Origin of the sequence: Veillonella faecalis (genome assembly GCF_024677885.1) — a bacterium.
Taxonomy (GTDB): domain Bacteria; phylum Bacillota; class Negativicutes; order Veillonellales; family Veillonellaceae; genus Veillonella; species Veillonella nakazawae.
In genome coordinates this window covers 221,926-241,845 of the sequence record NZ_JALBWL010000003.1, presented here as the reverse complement: position 1 = coordinate 241,845, position 19,920 = coordinate 221,926, and the positions used below count along the sequence as shown (strand labels likewise).

General features: G+C 41.3%; 25 protein-coding genes. 17 read left to right on the top strand and 8 right to left on the bottom strand.

Annotated elements, in window-relative coordinates:
• Positions 1-69 precede the first annotated feature (69 nt).
• The 7 genes from MOQ65_RS07825 (at position 70) to MOQ65_RS07795 (ending at position 5,549) form a co-directional block, all read left to right on the top strand.
• Positions 70-1,473: an MmgE/PrpD family protein gene (locus MOQ65_RS07825; protein WP_257847204.1), complete on the top strand. Its 1,404-nt coding sequence runs from the start codon at positions 70-72 to the stop codon at positions 1,471-1,473.
• Positions 1,466-2,305 carry a transporter substrate-binding domain-containing protein gene (locus MOQ65_RS07820; protein WP_257847203.1) on the top strand — a complete coding sequence of 280 codons (840 nt, stop codon included), beginning with the start codon at positions 1,466-1,468 and terminating at the stop codon, positions 2,303-2,305. The genes MOQ65_RS07825 and MOQ65_RS07820 overlap by 8 nt, the downstream gene beginning before the upstream one ends.
• Positions 2,306-2,360: 55 nt before the next feature.
• Positions 2,361-3,077 carry an amino acid ABC transporter permease gene (locus MOQ65_RS07815; protein ID WP_004697693.1) on the top strand — a complete coding sequence of 239 codons (717 nt, stop codon included), beginning with the start codon at positions 2,361-2,363 and terminating at the stop codon, positions 3,075-3,077.
• Positions 3,078-3,083: 6 nt separating this feature from the next.
• Positions 3,084-3,800, top strand: a complete 717-nt coding sequence (locus tag MOQ65_RS07810; RefSeq protein WP_008603263.1) for an amino acid ABC transporter permease — start codon at positions 3,084-3,086, stop codon at positions 3,798-3,800.
• The gene (locus tag MOQ65_RS07805) at positions 3,797-4,570 is read left to right on the top strand and encodes an amino acid ABC transporter ATP-binding protein (RefSeq protein WP_257847202.1); all 774 of its coding nucleotides are present in this window, start codon (positions 3,797-3,799) and stop codon (positions 4,568-4,570) included. The genes MOQ65_RS07810 and MOQ65_RS07805 overlap by 4 nt, the downstream gene beginning before the upstream one ends.
• Before the next feature lie 12 nt (positions 4,571-4,582).
• Positions 4,583-5,065: a GNAT family N-acetyltransferase gene (locus MOQ65_RS07800; RefSeq protein ID WP_257847201.1), complete on the top strand. Its 483-nt coding sequence runs from the start codon at positions 4,583-4,585 to the stop codon at positions 5,063-5,065.
• A gap of 79 nt (positions 5,066-5,144) precedes the next feature.
• On the top strand, positions 5,145-5,549 hold the full coding sequence (locus MOQ65_RS07795; RefSeq protein WP_257847200.1) for a hypothetical protein: 405 nt from the start codon (positions 5,145-5,147) through the stop codon (positions 5,547-5,549).
• A gap of 94 nt (positions 5,550-5,643) precedes the next feature.
• Here MOQ65_RS07795 and rbsB read toward each other — a convergent pair whose 3' ends face one another.
• From rbsB to MOQ65_RS07755, 8 genes are all read right to left on the bottom strand, one after another.
• Positions 5,644-6,546, bottom strand: a complete 903-nt coding sequence (gene rbsB, locus MOQ65_RS07790) for a ribose ABC transporter substrate-binding protein RbsB (RefSeq protein ID WP_257847199.1) — start codon at positions 6,544-6,546, stop codon at positions 5,644-5,646.
• 9 nt (positions 6,547-6,555) lie between these two features.
• Positions 6,556-7,491: an ABC transporter permease gene (locus MOQ65_RS07785; RefSeq protein ID WP_008715159.1), complete on the bottom strand. Its 936-nt coding sequence runs from the start codon at positions 7,489-7,491 to the stop codon at positions 6,556-6,558.
• Positions 7,491-8,972, bottom strand: coding sequence for a sugar ABC transporter ATP-binding protein (locus MOQ65_RS07780; RefSeq protein WP_257847198.1), 1,482 nt, complete (start codon positions 8,970-8,972; stop codon positions 7,491-7,493). The genes MOQ65_RS07785 and MOQ65_RS07780 overlap by 1 nt, the downstream gene beginning before the upstream one ends.
• A 151-nt stretch (positions 8,973-9,123) precedes the next feature.
• Positions 9,124-9,537: a D-ribose pyranase gene (rbsD, locus tag MOQ65_RS07775; RefSeq protein ID WP_257847197.1), complete on the bottom strand. Its 414-nt coding sequence runs from the start codon at positions 9,535-9,537 to the stop codon at positions 9,124-9,126.
• A 25-nt stretch (positions 9,538-9,562) separates the two neighbouring features.
• Positions 9,563-10,450, bottom strand: a complete 888-nt coding sequence (rbsK, locus tag MOQ65_RS07770) for a ribokinase (RefSeq protein ID WP_257847196.1) — start codon at positions 10,448-10,450, stop codon at positions 9,563-9,565.
• A 322-nt stretch (positions 10,451-10,772) separates the two neighbouring features.
• Positions 10,773-10,955 (bottom strand): antitoxin PHD, encoded by a 183-nt coding sequence (locus tag MOQ65_RS07765; protein WP_105094034.1) that lies wholly within the window; start codon positions 10,953-10,955, stop codon positions 10,773-10,775.
• A gap of 36 nt (positions 10,956-10,991) precedes the next feature.
• A complete protein-coding gene (locus MOQ65_RS07760; RefSeq protein ID WP_257847195.1) occupies positions 10,992-11,648 on the bottom strand; it encodes an NAD(P)H-binding protein in 657 nt (218 codons plus the stop codon).
• A gap of 79 nt (positions 11,649-11,727) precedes the next feature.
• The gene (locus tag MOQ65_RS07755; protein ID WP_257847194.1) at positions 11,728-12,249 is read right to left on the bottom strand and encodes a cysteine hydrolase family protein; all 522 of its coding nucleotides are present in this window, start codon (positions 12,247-12,249) and stop codon (positions 11,728-11,730) included.
• A gap of 289 nt (positions 12,250-12,538) precedes the next feature.
• Here MOQ65_RS07755 and MOQ65_RS07750 point away from each other — a divergent pair, with 289 nt between their 5' ends.
• From MOQ65_RS07750 to tnpA, 10 genes are all read left to right on the top strand, one after another.
• Entirely contained in the window at positions 12,539-12,784 is a 246-nt protein-coding gene (locus MOQ65_RS07750) for a type II toxin-antitoxin system prevent-host-death family antitoxin (protein ID WP_257847193.1), read from the top strand.
• Positions 12,785-12,786: 2 nt separating this feature from the next.
• Positions 12,787-13,107, top strand: a complete 321-nt coding sequence (locus MOQ65_RS07745) for a type II toxin-antitoxin system RelE/ParE family toxin (RefSeq protein WP_129823534.1) — start codon at positions 12,787-12,789, stop codon at positions 13,105-13,107.
• Positions 13,108-13,249: 142 nt separating this feature from the next.
• Positions 13,250-14,851 carry a tryptophan transporter gene (locus tag MOQ65_RS07740; RefSeq protein WP_257847192.1) on the top strand — a complete coding sequence of 534 codons (1,602 nt, stop codon included), beginning with the start codon at positions 13,250-13,252 and terminating at the stop codon, positions 14,849-14,851.
• Positions 14,844-15,656, top strand: coding sequence for an energy-coupling factor ABC transporter ATP-binding protein (locus MOQ65_RS07735; protein ID WP_257847191.1), 813 nt, complete (start codon positions 14,844-14,846; stop codon positions 15,654-15,656). Before MOQ65_RS07740 ends, MOQ65_RS07735 begins: the two co-directional genes overlap by 8 nt.
• Positions 15,657-15,665: 9 nt before the next feature.
• On the top strand, positions 15,666-16,334 hold the full coding sequence (locus tag MOQ65_RS07730; protein ID WP_257847190.1) for an energy-coupling factor transporter transmembrane component T family protein: 669 nt from the start codon (positions 15,666-15,668) through the stop codon (positions 16,332-16,334).
• A gap of 392 nt (positions 16,335-16,726) precedes the next feature.
• Positions 16,727-17,227 (top strand): GNAT family N-acetyltransferase, encoded by a 501-nt coding sequence (locus MOQ65_RS07725; RefSeq protein WP_308221111.1) that lies wholly within the window; start codon positions 16,727-16,729, stop codon positions 17,225-17,227.
• An 84-nt stretch (positions 17,228-17,311) separates the two neighbouring features.
• The gene (hisJ, locus tag MOQ65_RS07720) at positions 17,312-18,175 is read left to right on the top strand and encodes a histidinol-phosphatase HisJ (protein WP_257847188.1); all 864 of its coding nucleotides are present in this window, start codon (positions 17,312-17,314) and stop codon (positions 18,173-18,175) included.
• Between the two features lie 67 nt (positions 18,176-18,242).
• The gene (locus MOQ65_RS07715; RefSeq protein WP_257847187.1) at positions 18,243-18,644 is read left to right on the top strand and encodes a hypothetical protein; all 402 of its coding nucleotides are present in this window, start codon (positions 18,243-18,245) and stop codon (positions 18,642-18,644) included.
• Positions 18,645-18,673: 29 nt separating this feature from the next.
• Complete coding sequence (locus MOQ65_RS07710) at positions 18,674-19,066, top strand: hypothetical protein (protein WP_257847186.1); 393 nt, start codon at positions 18,674-18,676, stop codon at positions 19,064-19,066.
• A gap of 250 nt (positions 19,067-19,316) precedes the next feature.
• Positions 19,317-19,778: an IS200/IS605 family transposase gene (gene tnpA / locus MOQ65_RS07705; RefSeq protein WP_257847185.1), complete on the top strand. Its 462-nt coding sequence runs from the start codon at positions 19,317-19,319 to the stop codon at positions 19,776-19,778.
• The last annotated feature ends 142 nt before the right edge of the window (positions 19,779-19,920 follow it).

The window sequence follows — 19,920 nt, the reverse complement described above, 5'->3', positions numbered from 1 at the left end:
GATAAATATATCATTGCTAAATACTTGATAGAGTAGCTATTCAATTATAAATTGCTCAGAGGAGGGCCCATGGATTCAGTAACACAGACGATTGTGAACTACATAGAACAAACGGATGTGACGAACCGTGAGGATCTCTTGTCAGTGGCTCGCATTGCCTTTCTAGATTATCTGGCATCCTTAGCACCTGCTGAGGATGAGCAAGCCGTTCAAGATTTGGCTCGGCTCATCGGGACTAATGGAGAAAATGTATCTAAAGCTGATAAAGCCTTATATTATGGTTTTGCCTCGCATTATCTTGATTTTGATGATGCGCAAGCGAATCTAGCGGGTCACTTCAGTACTGTTTTATACTCTGCTTTACTGGCAGTGCTCGAGCCGAATCATACGTGGCATGATTTCTTCCGTGCCTATATCATTGGCGCCGAGCTAGAGGGGATTATTGGTTCCCTCATCAATCCTGCCCATCGGACCCAAGGATGGCATTCTACGGGGACCGTTGGTGTCATTGGGGCGGCGGCCGCTATAGGCGTTTTGCGAGGCCTTCATGGTGAAAGCTTGGCTCAGCTCCTGTCTCTGGCTGCTACTCAGTCGGCGGGCATGTTCTTTCAAAGTGGTACAGATGGTAAGCCGCTCCATGCGGGACTTGCAGCACGCAATGGCGTATGGGCTTACGAACTGTTGCAACATACATCACTAACAACAAGTACAAAACCATTTGACCCTGAACTGGGTTGGTTTAAAACAATCGGTAACATTACTGTTACATCAAATGACATTGCTAGCCGTTGGTTAGCTCCAGGGCAACTCATTGATCCTGGTTTGTGGATGAAAGTCCACCCCTATTGCTCGGCAGCCATTTGTGGTGCTGAAGCAGCTGAAACCGTGGCACATAGAATATATACATCTTCTTCGTATGTGTCTAAGCACTACAACGTTTCACCAGATGCAGAGGAACAAGGTAAACGTAGACTATGTGCCACCCTCTTTTCTTCCCTTTGGGAGGATATAGATCGAGTTACTGTTCACTTCCCACCTGGTGCTGATGCAGCATTGCGGTATACAGCGCCAACAACAGGTCGAGAAGGTCAGTTTTCCATAGAGTACATCGTGTACCAAGTCCTCGCCTATGGGGCGGTACAAGATGAATTATTTAAGATAGATACTATAGACCAATCAGTGCGAGACTATATGTCGCGTATAGAGCGTGTCTATGACTTGCCGAAGGTATCCCAAACAGAGCGGATTACAACTGTAACCGTTACCTTGAAAAATGGAGATACTTTCACAGAAACGGTGAACAATCCGAAAGGATCGCCGAAGAATCCTCTTACTATGGAGGATATACGCATAAAACTAGGTCTCACCTTAGAGACGAAACAAATAGATAGAATGATTGAGGCTTTTACTAATACTGATAAGGTAGAGCCATTCCTGCAAACATTGCGAAAAGAAGGAGTTTTACATGTTTAATACTAAGAAATTAACGAAATTGTTCGCTATCGGCGCATTGGCACTAGGCGTGCTCGTTGTAGCTGGTTGCGGTGATGATACATCTAAAGAACAAAAAGTGAACCCAGATGCTAAAGTGGTTAACGTAGCTACACGTGGTACAGTTCGCCCGTATTCTTATACAGATGATAACGGCAACCTTACAGGCTTTGACGTAGAATTGTTGAAAGAAATTGAACGTCGTAATCCAGACCTTCACTTCAACTTCAAGCCTATGGCCGTTGATGCTGCCTTCGTAGCGATGGATGCAGGCCAAGTGGATATGATTGCGAACCAAATGCGCCGCAATCCAACTCGTGAAGCAAAATACTACTACACAAACGAGGTTAATAACTATTCCACACGTAAATTAGTAGTGAAAAACGACCGCAACGACATTTCTAAATTAGATGATTTAAAAGGCAAAAAAATCGCCGTTACTACATCTTCTGAGTTCAATGAATTAGTAAAACAATTTAATGAAACAGCTAATCCACCAATCGACATTATCTACACAGATAAAGCAGGTGCCGAAACATTGAACCTCGTTGCTACAGGCCGTGCCGATGCAGCAGGTGAGTACGAATACGTAATTAACTCCGCTATTAAGGACCGTGGCTTGCCACTCAAAGCCGTAGGCGATGTATTGGCAGTAGTACCTACATACTTCTTGTCTAAACGCACAGATGATATGAAACAAGTAAACGAAAAAATCGATAAAACAATGAAAGAAATGCGTGCTGACGGTACGTTGAAAAAACTTTCTGAACAATATCTTGGTGGGGATTATACATTCGATCCAACACAAAAATAACGAATAGGCCGCCTTGGCGGCCTTATTCTATTATGTATAGAAACGAGGTACTACTGTGGGCAAGTATTTTGATGTGTCCTACATGATCCAAGCGTTTCCACAGCTCTTGAATTATGTTCACGTAACGGTGCTCATCACCGTTATTTCTGCCATCTTAGGTGTTATATTGGGCTCTATTATAGCCATCATTCGCCTCAAGAAGGTGCCAGTATTAAACCAATTATTTATTGTATTTATCTCCTTTATGCGGGGCACGCCGTTCTTGGTACAACTCTTCCTCATTTACTTTGGGGTGCCAGAAATCATGTCCCATATGGGTCTTAACATGAAAAATGTGCCGGGCCTTGTATTTGTATATGCCGTGTTTACATTGCATATTGCGGCATATAGTGCTGAAATCATGCGCTCCAGTATTGATGCGGTTGCGCCTGGTGAGAAGGAAGCCGCTAAGAGTCTTGGTATGACTGAATTCCAAAGCTATGTGCGCATCATCTTGCCGCAGGCTTTCACCATGAGCATTCCACCGTTGACGAACCTCGTTATCGGCATGTTGAAAGGAACGGCCCTCATCTTTAACGTCGGCGTTGTCGATATGATGCGTAAGGCGGACCTCATGGGCGGAAATAGTCAGCGCTATCTTGAGTTATTCGTCGATGCGGCCATCATTTATGGCATTTTAATTATCATCGTGTCCCTCTTGGGCCGATTGCTTGAAAAACGTTTTACTGTTGCGGGCAAGGAAACGCAACGCATTTTGATCAGTGAGGAGTAGGGGCTTATGGGACATATTATTGATTCAACCTATATTTATGGCACCTTCTTTGCTGTCATTCCTTATGTGAAAGTAACCCTCATGATTACCTTCCTCAGCGTTGGTTTGGGTACAATCCTAGGGTTATTAAGTTGCGTGCTACAACAAAATAAAGTACCTGTGCTCAGTCAGCTCAGCTATTTGTACGTATTGTTGTGCCGTAGTATTCCGAACATGGTTCTCTTATACCTCGTGTACTATGGCTTGCCAATTCTATTCCTCGCACTAGAGGATCAAACAGGGGTGCATGTGCCGTTTGAAAAGGTGCCAGCAACCTTCGTAGCCGTTGTAGGCTTAACACTGCATACAGGGGCCTATTTGAGTGAAATCTTCCGGGCTGCCTTGCAATCCGTACCGAAAGGTCAAATGGAAGCGGCTCAGGCCATTGGTATGACTTGGTTCCAAGCGTTCCGTCGTATCGTATTGCCACAAGCGACAGTCTTTGCGTTGCCACTATTTACAAACCAATTCCTTAATACTATGAAGAGTACCAGCATCGTATTCGTTATCACTGTTATTGAATTATTTGGCGCTGCAAAGTTATATACAGAGGAAAATTCGCAGTATTTTGAGGCCTACATCGTGGTGGCCGGTCTATTCTGGGTGATGGGGATTGTCTTTGAATTTATCTTCCATCGTTTAGAAGTCTATGCAAGCAAGTATAAACGAGGTAATGCATTATGATAGATATTAAACAAGTTCACAAATCCTTCGGGAACCGTGAAATTTTAAAGGGCATCGACCTACATGTGCCAACAGGGTCTGTAACGGTTATCCTCGGCCCATCTGGTAGCGGTAAGACGACGTTCCTTAGAACGCTTAACTTCCTTGAAAAGGCAGACGCAGGGACGATGCAATTAAACGATATTTCTGTCGACTTACATAAAGCGTCTAACAAGGAAATTTTAAACGTACGCCGCAATACATCCATGGTGTTCCAGTCTTATAACTTATTCTCTAACAAGACTGTTATTGAAAACATCATGGAAGGCCTTGTAACAGTTAAGAAAATGAAAAAATCTGAAGCCCGTGAAATTGCTCAACGTTTCCTCAAGGAAGTAGGCATGGAAGGCTATGATGATTACTATCCTGTACAACTTTCCGGTGGTCAACAACAACGTATCGGCATCGCTCGGGCCCTTGCTATGGATCCAGAGGTTATCCTCTTTGACGAACCTACATCAGCCCTTGACCCAGAGCTTGTAGGGGAAGTATTGGCTGTTATCCGCAAAATTGCTAAAGAGTTAGAGGTAACCATGATTATCGTAACGCACGAAATTGGCTTTGCTAAAGAAGTAGCAGACCAAGTGGTATTCATGGAAGGTGGCGTCATCGTAGAACAAGGTGATCCTAAAGTGGTACTTGAACATCCAAAAGAAGAACGAACACGTAAATTCTTGAGCCGTTACCTTACACTCGATAGTGAATTGCCTCTCGATAGCGCAGCATTATAAACGAGGTACATAATGAAAGAATTTAGACAATTAACCGTAGATGATGCGGCTGAGTACCACGAGGTGTTGATTGCGGGCTACGCAGAGAATAAGAACTATCCTATATCCTTCGATGCCATCAACTTTAGCCAAGAAGAGTCTCGCGCATGGATCTTAAAATATCCAGTATATGGCCTCTACGTAGATGGCTCCTTGGTATGTTCTATTTCATTCCGCATGCCTTGGATTCTCAAGGCTACACCAGATGTATACCCGCATATTGCACACTTTGTGACGGCCCCTGAACATAAGGGAAAGGGCTATGCTCGAGAAGTCCTCGCCGAAGCAGAAGACCTACTCCGCAACGTATATAAAACTCCTGCTGTAACACTTGGTACCGCTGCAGAACACCCGTGGCTTGCGAAAATGTACGAAAACTTTGGCTTTAAAGAATATAAGCGAGTACAACTACCTGGGAAGGTACATACGACGATATTCTTTAAGAAGATATTATAGAACGGTAAAAATTTCTATTTTATTCACAAACACAGTGTTATAATAAACAAAAAATGTTGTTTGTGGAGCGTGACATAGAATGTATGAAATTGTAAATGAACCAAATTTAACCATTGCCTTTGATATGGATACAGAGTTATCTCCATTTGGTGTGTTTGGCGTATATATTAAACAGGGCTATAATATTTGTTCTGGATATATTGACCCTAGTGATTGGTCAGGCATTCGCGCTGGTTATAAAGCCTTAGTTAACTTGTATGAAAACTGCAAAGGGGAAGCAACCTTTACAAATATTCTGACAGGAGAAGGGGATACGCTTACATTCTCGTTAGATCAAAAGGGTGCTCTAACGATGGAGATTAACATCTGTACCGTTTATAATTACAAATGTAATATGACTATTGAAAGTTTAGATCAAACCTATTTGCCGAGGTTTATTGCGTTTTTCAAAGAGTTTTTAGAGCGAGAGCCGAAGAGTTTTTAGAGCGAGAGCCGAAGAGTTTTTAGAACGAGAGCCAAAATAAAAAGAGTCGCATCAAAGGATGCGACTCTTTTTTGTACCCAGTTTCTATATACAATTATTTTGTAACAACTTTAAGATCTACAGGGATTTTAGCTTCTACAGCTTCGCCTTTGATAACTTTTTGAGCTACATCGATAGCGATTTTACCCATTTGGTCTGGTTGTTGAGCAATTGTTGCAGCCAATGTGCCGTCTTTAACAGCTTTGTCTGCATCAGCAGTACCGTCAAAGCCTACGATGAAGATTGTTTTGCCTGCGGATTTAGCTGCTTGGATAGCGCCCAAAGCCATTTCGTCGTTATGAGCGAAGATAGCTTGTACGTCTGGATTAGCTTGTAAGATGTTAGTTGCTACGTTCAAACCTTTTGTGCGGTCGAAGTCAGCACTTTGTTTTGCTACTACTGTTAAGTCTTTGTCAGCTACGTTGTGGAAACCTTGGCCACGTTCACGAGTTGCGGAAGCACCAGGGATACCTTCGATTTCAGCTACTTTTGCAGCTTTGCCTACTTTATCAACGATCAATTGAGCTGCCATTTCGCCACCTTTTACGTTATCGGAAGCGATGTGAGCCACTACTTTGCCTTTGTCAGCAGAGCGGTCAACAGTGATGACAGGAATGTTTTTAGCATTTGCTGCTTCTACAGAAGTAGAGATAGCTGCAGAGTCTACAGGGTTGATGATCAATACGGAAACGCCGCTTTCAAGCAAGTCGGAAATATCGTTTGCTTGTTTTGCAGGGTCGTTTTGAGCGTCAACGATTTTAACTTTAAGACCAAGCGCTTTAGCTTGAGCCTCAACGCCTTCTTTCATAGATACGAAGAATGGGTTGTTCAATGTGGAAACAGAGAAGCCGATTGTGCCGGATTTTTTGTCGCCGCCGTTATCAGCGCTTTTACCACAGCCTGCTACAAGACCGATAACCATAATAGCCATCGCCAACAGTAACAATAGTTTTTTCATAGGAACCTCCTAAGCTTTCTTGCGGTCTGCAAGAACAGCCAGTAAAATAACAATACCTTTTACGACTTGTTGATAGAAACTGGAAACGTCGAGAATATTTAACCCATTGTTGAGGGTACCGATAATTAGGGCACCAATTAATGTGCCAACGATATGACCACGACCACCAGCAAGGCTTGTGCCGCCAAGCACTACGGCTGCGATAGCGTCAAGTTCGTAGCCTGCACCTGCTGTAGGTTGTGCAGAGTTAAGACGAGAAGTGATAATTGCACCAGCGATACCACAGAGCATACCAGTCAAGGCGTACACGAAGATTTTAACGCGGTCAATCTTGATACCAGCAATGTAACTAACCTTTTCGCTACCACCTACGGCGTATGTCTTACGGCCTAAGGATGTGCGGCTCAATACGAACCAGAGGGCGATGAAAGCTAGGAACATGGTGATCGCTGGAACTGGAAGGCCTGCAATATCCCCTTGGCCAAAGCCGTGGAATAGAGGATCTTGTGTTAGGCCGGAGATTGGGTTACCGTCTGTGAATACTAGCGTCGCACCACGGTAGATTGTCATGGTCGCCAAGGTAGCAATAAATGGAGCTACGCGGCCATAGGTAATAACGAGACCGTTAATACCGCCCAATACAAGGCCTGCACCTGCAGCTAATACGATAGCTAACACAGGGTCAGTACCAGTTACGATGAGATTGGCCATCACTGCACTAGAGAGGGCAAGAATGGAACCAACGGATAAGTCGATACCGCCCGTTAAGATAACGAACGTCATACCAAAGGCGATGATCGCATTGATGGATACTTGGCGCAACAAGTTACGCAAGTTAGAGAATTCAAGGAAACTGTCATTCATGACAGAGATAATTACAAATAATAGGATGAGGCCGATGAGGGGGCCTAATTTTTTTACATATTGTAGAGCTTTGCTGTCCATTATTGTCCTCCTGTGGCTAATGTCATAATCGATTCTGGTGTTGCATCGCTGCGGTCCAAGATACCTGCTACGCGACCTTCATGAATGACCATAACGCGGTCGCTCATGCCCAGCACTTCAGGTAATTCAGAGGACACCATGATAATGGACACACCGTTGTTCGTTAATTCGTTCATTAAATCATAAATATCACGTTTCGCACCGATATCGATACCCCGTGTCGGTTCGTCCATGATGATAATGGATGGCTTTTTACCAACCCATTTCGCGATAACCACCTTTTGTTGGTTACCACCGGATAGGGACGATGCTGGTTCGTGAATAGATTGTGTTTTAACGCCTAGTTTTTTAGACAATTCGTCAGCAAAGGAATTGAGCTTGCCCTTATCCAATATATGAGATGGGCAAATTTCGCCAAGGTTCGGCAATGTAATATTGGAACCGATGGAGAAATCGAGGATCAAGCCTTCGCTCTTTCTATTTTCTGTGATGAAAGCAATGCCAGCTTTGATGGCATCTTCTGGTTTTTTACAGTTCAGAACGGAGCCGTTAACTGTTACGGTACCGCCATTGTGTTTATCTACACCAAAGATAGCGCGCATGATTTCTGTACGGCCTGCGCCCATGAGGCCTGCTACGCCGAGGATTTCCCCTTTGCGCAAGGAGAAGGAAATTTCGTTGTCGAAACCTTCTGGTTTGAGGTTATCTACGCTCATGACCACTTCGCCTGGTGTTGTAGTGCGAGCTGGGTAGAACTCGTCAATAGAACGGCCTACCATGTGGCGTACCACTTCGTCTACAGAAATTTCAGATGTTGGTTTTGTAATGATGGTGTGACCATCACGCATAACTGTGATCGTATCGCATTCGCTAAATACCTCTTCCATACGGTGAGAGATATATACGATGGCAACGCCGCGTGCTTTCATTTTGCGCATCATCTTAAACAATGTCGCCGTTTCACGCTCTGTAAGGGCCGCTGTTGGTTCGTCCATGATGACCACCTTGGCATCTAACATCAAGATGCGAAGGATTTCCGTCATTTGTTGGTGACCAACGGAGCAAAGACCTGCCTCAGTTGTGAGTGGTAATTCGATGCCTAACTCTCGGCATGTATTTTCCGCCTCAGCGAGCATCGCTTTTTTATCGAGCATACCAAATTTATTGCGCTTCGGTCTCATTAAATATAGATTTTCTAACAATGTTAGATTTGGCCAAATGTTGAGCTCTTGGTGGATGAAAGCCACACCGTTTAGCTCGGCCTCTCTCGGATTCGGGAAGGTACGTTCTACGCCGTCGATGGTGATTTTACCAGCGTCTGCCTTGTGAATGCCCGTAAGGATATTCATGAGGGTGGACTTGCCGGCGCCGTTTTCGCCCATCAAGGCGTGAACCTCGCCCTCCTTGAGAGTAATACTTACATCGCGCAGTACTTGGTTCGTACCAAATGCCTTCGCAATGCCTGACATAACAATTTCCATAACTACTCCTATATGATTGGTGAAAGTATCTCTAGTGTGTGTAATAGATTAGATGGTTAGTAATCTTTGACTGCTAACCTATTTAATTTATAGAAACTGATTTAGAGGATCAGTTTCTTACGGTATAAATCGAGTTAGTCAATCTACTACTCTAGGGACGATCGCTAAAGATACAATCGGCGCGCAAGATAATGTTCGCATACGGAGATGCTTCACCAGTTCTAATAATGCATTTGCATTGTTTTGTTGCTTCTTTGAAAGCTTCATGGCTCGTTTCAATCCATTCGTATTGACTGGAAGGGAAGGTAGACTCCAAGAAGTCATAAGCCTCAGGATTATTGCCCTTAATTTCCTTTGCCACATGAATTGCTTCGGATTTCATATGCTTAGCGATGATGGATACCACTTGTTCAAAGCTTGGTACACCAAAATCTAAGGCTAAGTCAATCTTTTGAACCCCTTCAGGTACTGGTAAACCACAGTCGGAGATACAAATCGTATCTGTATGACCAAGATCTGCAAGAACCTTAGCGATATGGCTATTTAAAATGCCGTGTCGTTGCATGGTAAACTCCTTATTTATTCAATAGTTAATTCTCCGCTAAGAATGCAGCAACCTCGTCCTTTGTAGGCATGCCGCCTTGGGCGCCTAAACGTTGGATGGAGAGGGCCGCAGCTGCATTGCCGTAGTGCAATGCGTCAGCTAAGCTTTTACCATTAACGATAGCAGTTGCAAAGGCACCGTTGAAGGTATCGCCTGCACCTGTTGTATCTACTGGGTCAACCTTGAAGCCTGATACGGTGTGGATTTCACCGTTATCGGCGTAGCCTACACCTTTACTGCCAAGGGTAACGATGATTTTATTTTCATTGGCTAACAATGTTTGCTCTGTAGACTGCTCTGGGTAGAGGGCAGATAATTCATGCTCGTTTGGCGTGATATAGGTTGCCAATTCTAACCATTCAGGACTGAGGTCCGCTGCTGGAGCAGGATTTAAGAGGACTTTTACATGAGCCTCGTGGCAACGACGAACAATATATTCGATTGTAGGAATAGGAATTTCGTTTTGTACCATTACGAGATCTGCTTGTTTGATAGCAGAGCAAGCATTATCTACTATAGATTGATCTACCTTAGCATTAGCGCCAGGAATAACGATAATGCTGTTGTCCCCTTCAGCCAACGTAATGTGTGCCGTACCTGTTGTAGTATTTGGAACCGTAACGATGTAGTCTGTGTTAATATGATTTTCTTTTAGATTATCTAAAATCATTTGGCCGTATGCATCTGCACCGATACAGCCAACCATAGTAACCTCTGCGCCTAGACGAGCAGCAGCTACCGCTTGGTTTGCACCCTTGCCGCCGTGAGCGATGTGCAATTCGTTGCCCATAATTGTTTCGCCTGCTGTAGGGCGTTTGTCCGCGAGGACTACAATATCCATGTTGCAACTACCAATAACAACAATGCGATTCATAATAACTCCTTAATCAGCCTCATCCCTAAGTGGGACTAATAATGGATATCGTTAATTTTTATACATGGATTTCGCGATATTTTATGCAGAGAAATGTATATATAAATGGTGTCGATAACCGCATAGGCGTTTACTTTCACATATCTATTAGTATAACTTAATCATTTATTAGTATAGCGTAAATACAGAACTTTATCTATATAAATAACTATAAAATATAAGAATAAGAAAAGGTATATCCAAAATCTATGTTACATGAGTAAAAATGTACTCTCTGGATTTTGGATATACCTTATATTAAAAAATTAATAGATTATACTATTTATATTTTTTCTAACATTTTGTCTATGCTATCAAAGGATTTCTCTAGAGATAGAGTACGCCCTTGGATAATATCATTTTGGCCTTCTACAATAGCAGATAATATATCTATCTTAGCTTGTAAAATGCTAGTTGTAGTATCATTAATATTTATTGTATCACTGTAGCTTTTACCTATATTCATAGTCTGTTAGGCCTTTGTTCTTAATATAGCTATATATTAGTGAAAGCTTGGTTTGTCGTAGTGTGTACCTGGCTCACCTACGCCGATGCTTGCGCGGTGGAATGGTGTTTCATCATCTACATGTAAGATGTCGAAGATTGCTTTTACTACAGCCTCACGTGTAACTTGGGCATCGTTAAATTGAACGCCTTCAGGGATGAGCTCGTAATTCGTATTTTCTGGATCATTGTAAAGCCATGTGAGACGCAAGATTGTGTAGTTTAAATTGGATTCGCGTAACACATTGCGTGCTTGGCGTTCGCCTTGTACATAGCTAATAGGCAAGCTATCGAAGGTCCATTTTTCAAGTGCTGCAGGGAATTCACCAGAAAGACCAGCCATAGAAAGGCCGATAACGCGACGCACATTTTTGCGGCTCAATGCTTTCACAATAGCCGCCATATCACTGCCAGACTCCATAGCACTTACGAAAACGATTTCTGCATTTGTTACAGCTTGTTCTAATTTTGCAGGATTTTGGAAAGAGCCTTCAATGACTGTAACTCGTTCATGTTCCAAGATTTCTGGATGTAAACGAGTAGATAATTGACGACCATATAATGTAAGGTGCATATCTGTATATGTTAATAATGTAGCAGTTAACTTCTGTGCGATCTGGCCAGCGGCCCCTAAAATAGTAATATATTTGTACATATAGACCTCCTATGTCCTAGGCATAAGTATTTATATGCATTATATCACAACTATATGACGGGAAAGTGAGCATAACAATTTAATTAATAGCTAGAATTTCTTTTGTTGTTCTTAGTTGCGCAAATCGATTTCTCCAAATTTTTTCTTTGTAAAAGGATAAGATTTGATCGGCAGGTAGATGCTCATTGTTAAAGGTTGAGATAGCATCTTCGACGATGGTAATTTTATAGCCATATTCAAAGCCTACTTTCACAGATGTATCAATGCAAAATTCCACCTGCATTCCTACGAATGTTAAATTGGTAATACTTTTACTATCTAAATATTCCTTTAACCCACTATTTTTGAAGATGCTATTGTAATATTTATTGAAAATCTTTTCGTTTTCTTGAGGCTTTAATTCGTGATAAACTTGCCAATTATCACTACCCGTTGCTAATAAACCATCATCTTCAGAATGTCTCATAAAAATTACTTCTATATTTTGATCTCTGAAATGTTGAATGATTGCTTTTGTATTTATGATAAAATTTTTTGTATCGAAAGGATTTTCTTTAACTAAGCCTTCTTGTATGTCGATTACGATTAATGCTTGTGCCATGATGTATTTCCTTTATTAAAGATAAATTATATGTATTATGTGAATGTAATTAGAATTTATTATATTAGTTATTAAATTATTGTCCATTTCTTCGTATATAAGTATCTATGCACATTATATAACAAGTATATAACAAGAAAAGGAAGAAAGCAGTATCATATATGTTGATAGTAATTTTAAGAAATGTTGTAAAATCTGATGTTGAATTTACATGATAATTTAACTACAATAATGATAAGATATTAGAAAGATGAGTGTTATATCACTAAAGTATTTTGGAGGTGATAGTATGCCGAATATAAAACCTATTTCAGATTTACGTAATTATTCTGAAGTTTTACGTGATGTTACTATAGATAGTCCCGTATTCTTAACTAAAAATGGTAGAGGTAGATATGCAATTATGGATATTCAAGATTATGAGCGTGTAATGGCTACTATAAAACTTATGGGGGCTTTAGAGGCAGGTCGTAAATCTGGTGAAGAACGAGGCTGGATTTCATCAGAGCAACTAAAGAGTGAATTGGGGATTTAATTATGAATAATCAAATTAGCTATGCACCAAAAGCACGAGAAGATTTGCTAGAAATAAAATCTTTTATAGAAGAAGAAACCGGTGATATTGAGCTAGCTAAGAAAACCGTTTCGGATATAGTGACTACGAATGACTCGTTGAGTATATTTCCAGAAATGGGGCAGCGATTATTGATTAATTTAGAAAGTAAAATTGAATACAGATATTTACTTTGTCATAATTATTTAAGCTTTTACCGTTATTTAGACCGGACTATCTATATTGATAGAATATTAAACAGTAGACGTGATTATCTTAGAATACTATTAGATGAAGTACATTAGTTCTTAAAAGCACTATCGTTAATAGATGGTGCTTTTTATCATATGATAAAGATACTATTTATTAATAGTATCTTGGCTTTAACAAATTCTCGAAGGATGTTACAATAGACACTATATATTCATTTTTAGAAAAGAGGCTATTATGGAACGGATTCAAGATCTTGTGTACACGCATGTGCAGGGTGGCCAGTTTAGATGGGTCACTGTCAGCACATTGATGCTCGCATTGGGCACGATATTGCATTTGGTGAGCCCTAGTGTGGCTGGGGTAACGCCGAACTGGACGATTGCTACGTACTGCGTAGCTATTTTATTGACTCGTCCTAGTTTAAGTCAAACGTTGGGGATTGGCCTTGTAGCGGCCCTCATCAATGTTTTGACATCTAAGTCAGCATTCCCTTATGGCAACTTGTTGTCTGAACCAGGTGGTGCTTTGACGGCAGCTCTCGTGACGCGCGCTATGTTGTCCGTGAAGTTCCGTAAAATCGGTGGTTTTGATTTAACGCCAATCCTATCTGGCTTCTTAGCCACAGTTGTATCTGGCGGTATCTTCGTTACTATTTTGTGGAAAGTATTGGGCTTACCAGACAATGTATATATGTATGGTATGTGGCCGATGGTTCTTATCGTAGGCGCTTTGAATGGTGCCATTACGCCAATCTTGTACATTCCGGCGCAACGTCTATTCTCTAAACGCGGTATGTTGCCAAGTACAGATCAATTGACGTCTGACCATAGTCATATGACGATCTTGCCTGAGCGCCAAGCTAAGATTTCCATTGAACACGTAAATTACTACCATCCTAAGGCGACTACACCATCTCTTGAAAACATCAATCTCGACGTACATGATGGGGACTTCCTCGTTGTGACTGGTCCTGCTGGTTGTGGTAAAAGTACCCTTTGCATGGCTATGGTAGGGGCTGTACCTAAATTCTACGGCGGCCGCCTTGAAGGCATGGTGTTCGTAGATGGTAAAGCGACTACGCAAATGGAAATTCCTGAATTGGCTAATCACATCGGTGTGGTTCTCGCTGATTACGATACACAACTCGTAACGATGACAGTTCGTGAAGAAGTGGCCTTTGCTATGGAAAATCGCGGTTATGACCGTGAAACCATTAAAGCTCGTTCTGAAGAGGTGTTTGCACAAGTTGGTCTTGTCGGCTTAGAAGCCCGCAAGATTACTAGTCTATCCGGTGGTCAACGCCAACGTTTGGCGATTGCTTCCGTATTAGCTACGAACCCAACTGTTCTTGTTCTTGATGAACCAACGAGCTCCCTCGACCCAGATGGGACTGCCGAATTATATCGCCTCGTAGGTGATTTGAACAAGAAACATGGTATTACCGTTGTTGTTATCGATCATGATTTGCACGCTGTATTGCCGTATGCAAATCGCATGGCTCTCATGGTGGATGGCTCTATTGCGTGCGATGACGATGTACCAACTACGCTTCGTTACATGTACGAACACAATATTCACGTAGATGCGTTGCCATCCGTGTTCACTACGTATATGGAACTTGAGCAAGCGGGCTTCCACAGCGATGAGCCTTGGCTCAGCATCGAGTCTGCTATCAAGGGCTTGCACCAAATTGAAATGGCTCATGCTATTCAAACTGAGGTGCATGGTGAAAGCAACTCTACCAATAACCAAACAAATACTACTGTAGTAGAAGATAGAAAACCTATTCAACGCGTTGATAATGTACAAGGAAAGGACGGTGGCGCTCATGCTTAAGGTTGAAAATATCCGCTTTGGCTATGTGCCATCTGTAGACATCTTCCGTGATGTGACTTTCACCATCGAAGGCGACGAATATATTGCCATCGGTGGTCGCAATGGTTGTGGTAAAACGACTATCACTCGTTTGCTTGTAGGTCTTGAAAAGGCGAGCGAAGGCCGCATGTACTATAATGGTACGGATATTACATCTATGCCGCCATCTAAACGTGGTCAATTTATTGGTTATGTATTCCAACAACCAGATCGCCAAATGTTTAGACCAACAGTAGCCACAGAGGTTGCTTTTGGTCCTGAATCACTAGGTCGCAGTAAATCCGAAGTGAAACGCATCGTTGATGAAGTGTTGGAGCGTACAGGTATCGCTCACTTACGTGAAGCCTATCCTCCAACATTGCGCCGCGGCGAAAAGCAACGTGTTGCTATTGCTTCTGCACTAGCAATGCAATCTAAAATCCTTATCCTCGACGAACCAACAAGTGGTCAAGATGGTAAGGAAACTAAAGAGTTGTTAGCACTATTGCGTCAACTTAATCAAGAAGGCATTACGATCCTTCTCATTACACATGATATGGAAATCATGGCTAGCGAATGTAGCCGTGCACTCATCATGGGTAACCAAACCGTTGCCTTTGATGGCAGTCCAGAAGAACTGTTCAAGAAATCTACGGATGAATTGCAAGACCTAGGCCTCACAAAACCGCCAAGTGTGGAACTTTCACTAGCGGTACCATCCTTAGGTTATTGCAAATCTATGGATGAATTGAAATCCAAGTTAGTGGCTCAGTTGAGCGGAAAATAGGAGGGACATATGGAACGTTTAGTACCGTTAACAAAAATCTTGATGACCCTTGCTGTATCCGTGTGGGCCATCCTATTGCGTGACTGGGCATCGCTATTGGCATTAGTCGTTGTAGAACTTGTCGTGTTATTTGTTGCAGGTTTATTGATCAAACAACGTAAGGCCGTAATGGCATTGACCAGTTTTGCCGTATTCCTTGGCATCGTTCAATTCCTCGGCAGCGGCGATATAGCATCTGCCATCGTATCCGGCTTGCGTATGCTTGCCATGACACTTGTATTCATTTGCTTGTTGGCAACTACAAAATTGCAAGACCTTACAGCAGCGCTCGTAACACAATGCAAAATTCCTTACGAATATGCATTTATGTTCACGGCAGCACTACGCTTTGTGCCTGATTTCATTGCTGAAAGCCATGCTGTACAAGAGGCACAAGCGTGCCGTGGTTTATCCTTAGAAGGCAACTTCATTAAACGCATCAAATCCTATGCATCCGTGATCCAACCATTGCTTTTAAAATCCTTGGGCCGCTCCGAAACAATGGCGCTATCCCTAGAACTACGCGGCTTCGGTGGATCTACACATAGCTTTGCAGCATCCGTAGGATTGAAAACTATGGACTACGCTGTAATTGGGGCATTGATTGCTATTACAGTACTACTATTCGTAATTGTGTAATAGATAGAACTAGACAAATTCATAGAATAAGGTATACTATAATTAGCTTAAAGAGTATGAGGTATCATTATTGGTACACGTAAAAAGACCCCCTAGGAATGGCCAAATACCTAGGGGGCTTTTTATTTATCTTTTCACGGAGATAAACCGACGCTCAATCACCAGTTTAAATACCAGTCGAGCAATTTATAAATGAGGTAGCTAACCACATTTATCATAACTGGTACAATAAAGAGTATGAGGAATTTTCTCATTGGCACACCTCCTTCCTGTACCTGTTTCCCCAGGATGGAGTTGGTGACATCTTGATTATAGCAAAACTTGAATTTCATAAATAGCGATATACAAGGTACTGACTATAAATTTTAGGAATGACGAAAGATTAGGAGTGTATTACTGTGCTTACTATACGATCAATTACAAAGAATGATGTTGCAGATTGTTTAGATATTTACAATTACGAGGTTGTAAATGGCGTAGCCACCCTTGATCTTGAACCTCGTACGCTGCCAGAGTGGCAAAAGTGGTTTGAGGCGCATCAGACAGCGGAGCACTGTATTTTTGTAGGGCTTATGGACGATGTTGTAGTAGGCTATGCATCGCTTTCACCATATAGAACAAAGGATGCTTTTAAAAGCACTGTAGAATTATCTATTTACATCCACGAAGATTATAGAGGTAAGGGTGTGGCATCTAAGTTGATGGCGCATATATTAGATCATGCAAGAGTGACTGATACATTGCATACGGTAGTATCTGTTATTACTGCTGGAAATGCGGCAAGTACAGTATTGCATGAACGGTTTGAATTCACCTATTGTGGTCTAACACCGCAAGTTGGTTTCAAACATGGAAAATATCAGGATACCGAAACATACGCATTATTGGTATAATAAAACGTAGATATTAAATTACAAACTAAATGTACAGATGATAGATAAGGGTTCGCTACGGGTTAGGGCGAATAGGGTGATTGAATGAACATGAAAGATGAACGACAGTTCGTTGGCTATAGCAAGTATCGCAGTCGACTCGTAGATGGTCATGTACATACAGAGTTGTGTCCACATGGTAGTGGAGACCGGACTGCAATGATGATCGAAAAGGCTATTGAGTTGCGTATTGAGAAAGTATGCCTTACAGAGCATGCGCCATTGCCAAAGGCTTTTGCCGTTGAATACGGCGGTGACCAAAAGGCTTATGACACAGCGTCTTTGAAATTGAACCAAGTAGATTCCTATCTAGAATTAGGCCGTCAATTGCAACGTGCTTATGGCACGCATATCGACATCTCCCTTGGCTTTGAAGTGGATTACATTCCAGGCTTTGAGGCAGATATTCAAGAGTTTCTGGACCGTTATGGTCCATTAACAGATGACAATATTTTGTCCGTTCACTTTATGGAAGGCGTGAATAATGCCTATTACTGCTTAGACTATAGCCCTAAAGAATTTGAAAAGGGCTTTGGTCCGTGGATTCAAAAGCAATATGAGTTATATTACAAATATTACTCCACCGTGCGCCAAGCGGTGCGTGCTGATCTTGGTGAATATACGCCAAAACGCATTGGTCACTTTGATTTGATTAAGAAATACCAACACCACTTTGGCTTTGAGCGTCACTTGGATCGCCGCAATGCGCAGGTAGTAAGCGATATTTTACATATTATGCGCGTACAAGGGCGCGAACTAGACTACAACATGAGTGGCTTCTTCAAACCAGATTGCCGTGAAATGTACCCAAGCCGCTTTATCCAAGGTATGGCTGCTATCATCGGGGTGCCATTCGTACTAGGCTCTGATGCACATAGCATCGCTGATATAGAAAAAATTTGGGGCTAGATTGATGAAAAAGTTTTTTCTTGGGATTATTATTCTCATAACTCTAATAACAGCTTTTATAGCTTTTATGTTTTATCATGAACCATCATCTGATGAGTTGGTTGGGCGCAGTGTAACTTTAGAATTTGGGCCTAAGAATGAAATTCATATTAGCAAATTGTTTAGCCAATTTATTGTATCTGATACTAGTTTCTCTAACTCTAAATTTCCTTATTTCTTTGATGCCTTTGTAGAGAAAGATAAGGCTGGCAGCTCGTATCTATACTTATTATGTAAGGATAATATGATTGTCTTTGATAATAATATGAATTGTATTCTATTCTTCTCCAAACAAAACCAAGAGTCCAAAGCTTTATTAGATCATGTAAAGAAATATTATCATTTTGATGCAAGTAAAACGAAGTATAAGATTGAAGACTTAGATGAAGTTGATAAGTCTATATATCTATCGCTACAAAGTCAAAATTAATCCTTAAAACTCTGGAAAACGGGGAGAAAATGAGTAAACTTGGAATATTAGGATATTTTTTTGTTTTTATATCTATATCATTATCTATAGGGTTATATAAAATTGAGATCCGTAAATGTTCATTTGATGAAAAATATGAATATATGAAAAAACATAGAATTTTTGGTAGCCTAACAAAGTATTTATCTATAATCTCTATTATAAGTTTAGTGGTATTAAATCTTAAATTTTTAATGGATAAAGATTATAAATTTATAGTAGATTATGGCAGTATTTGGTTGATTTTCTTCTTTTTTACAATACTCACGGGGTTTTGTCAAAAAAGAGGTAGTATATATTTTAAAGAGGGCCTTATTGCAGCGTTTTCTGCATTATGGGGGATTATCGTGTTTGCTTATGCGTTTAGAAAAGTCCTTTTTTAAATAGAAAATATATATTGTTTTACTATATTAGACTAATGATATGGAATTCTTTAAGAAACCATAGCAAAGGGGCACCTCGAAGGAGGTGCCCCTTTAGTTATTGTCTTTAGACTGGTTCGCGACGTAGTCGCTAATCATTAAACCACCCGCTATGCGGGTGCGGCAACGAAAGTTATACAAAAAAATCACCTTGCTTAAGTATAATGTAGGTGTTCAAGCCGCATTATATGCAAAAGAAAGGTGATTTTATATGGCAACAAAGACACAGAGCCTTGCGCACACAAAATGGTTATGCAAATACCACATAGTATTTACACCTAAGTATAGACGTAAAGTTATATATAATCAATACAGAAATAGTTTACGTGAAATATTGAGACGTTTATGTGAATATAAGGGCGTCAAGATTATAGAGGGGGAGCTTATGGCTAATCATGTGCATATGCTAGTATTAATCCTGCCTAAAATATCAGTATCATCTTTTATGGGATACTTAAAAGGGAAAAGTGCACTAATGATGTTCGATAAACACGCAAACTTAAAGTATAAATTTGGAAATAGACACTTTTGGTCCGAGGGTTATTATGTTAGTACAGTAGGTTTAAATGAGGCTACAGTAAAGAAATATATACGTGAGCAAGAGTTACATGACCAAATGAAAGATAAACTTAGTGTAAAAGAATATGAGGACCCTTTTAAGGGTAGCAAGTAATACACATCCCCTTTAAGGGGAACGTTACGAGTCAATGGCTATGCGGCTTGAACGTAGTGGAAGCCAGCGCCTTTAGACGCTGGCCTAGTACTACGGGCTTATAGCCCGTGAGCAAACCACCCGTTTTGCGGGTGGTTCTGAT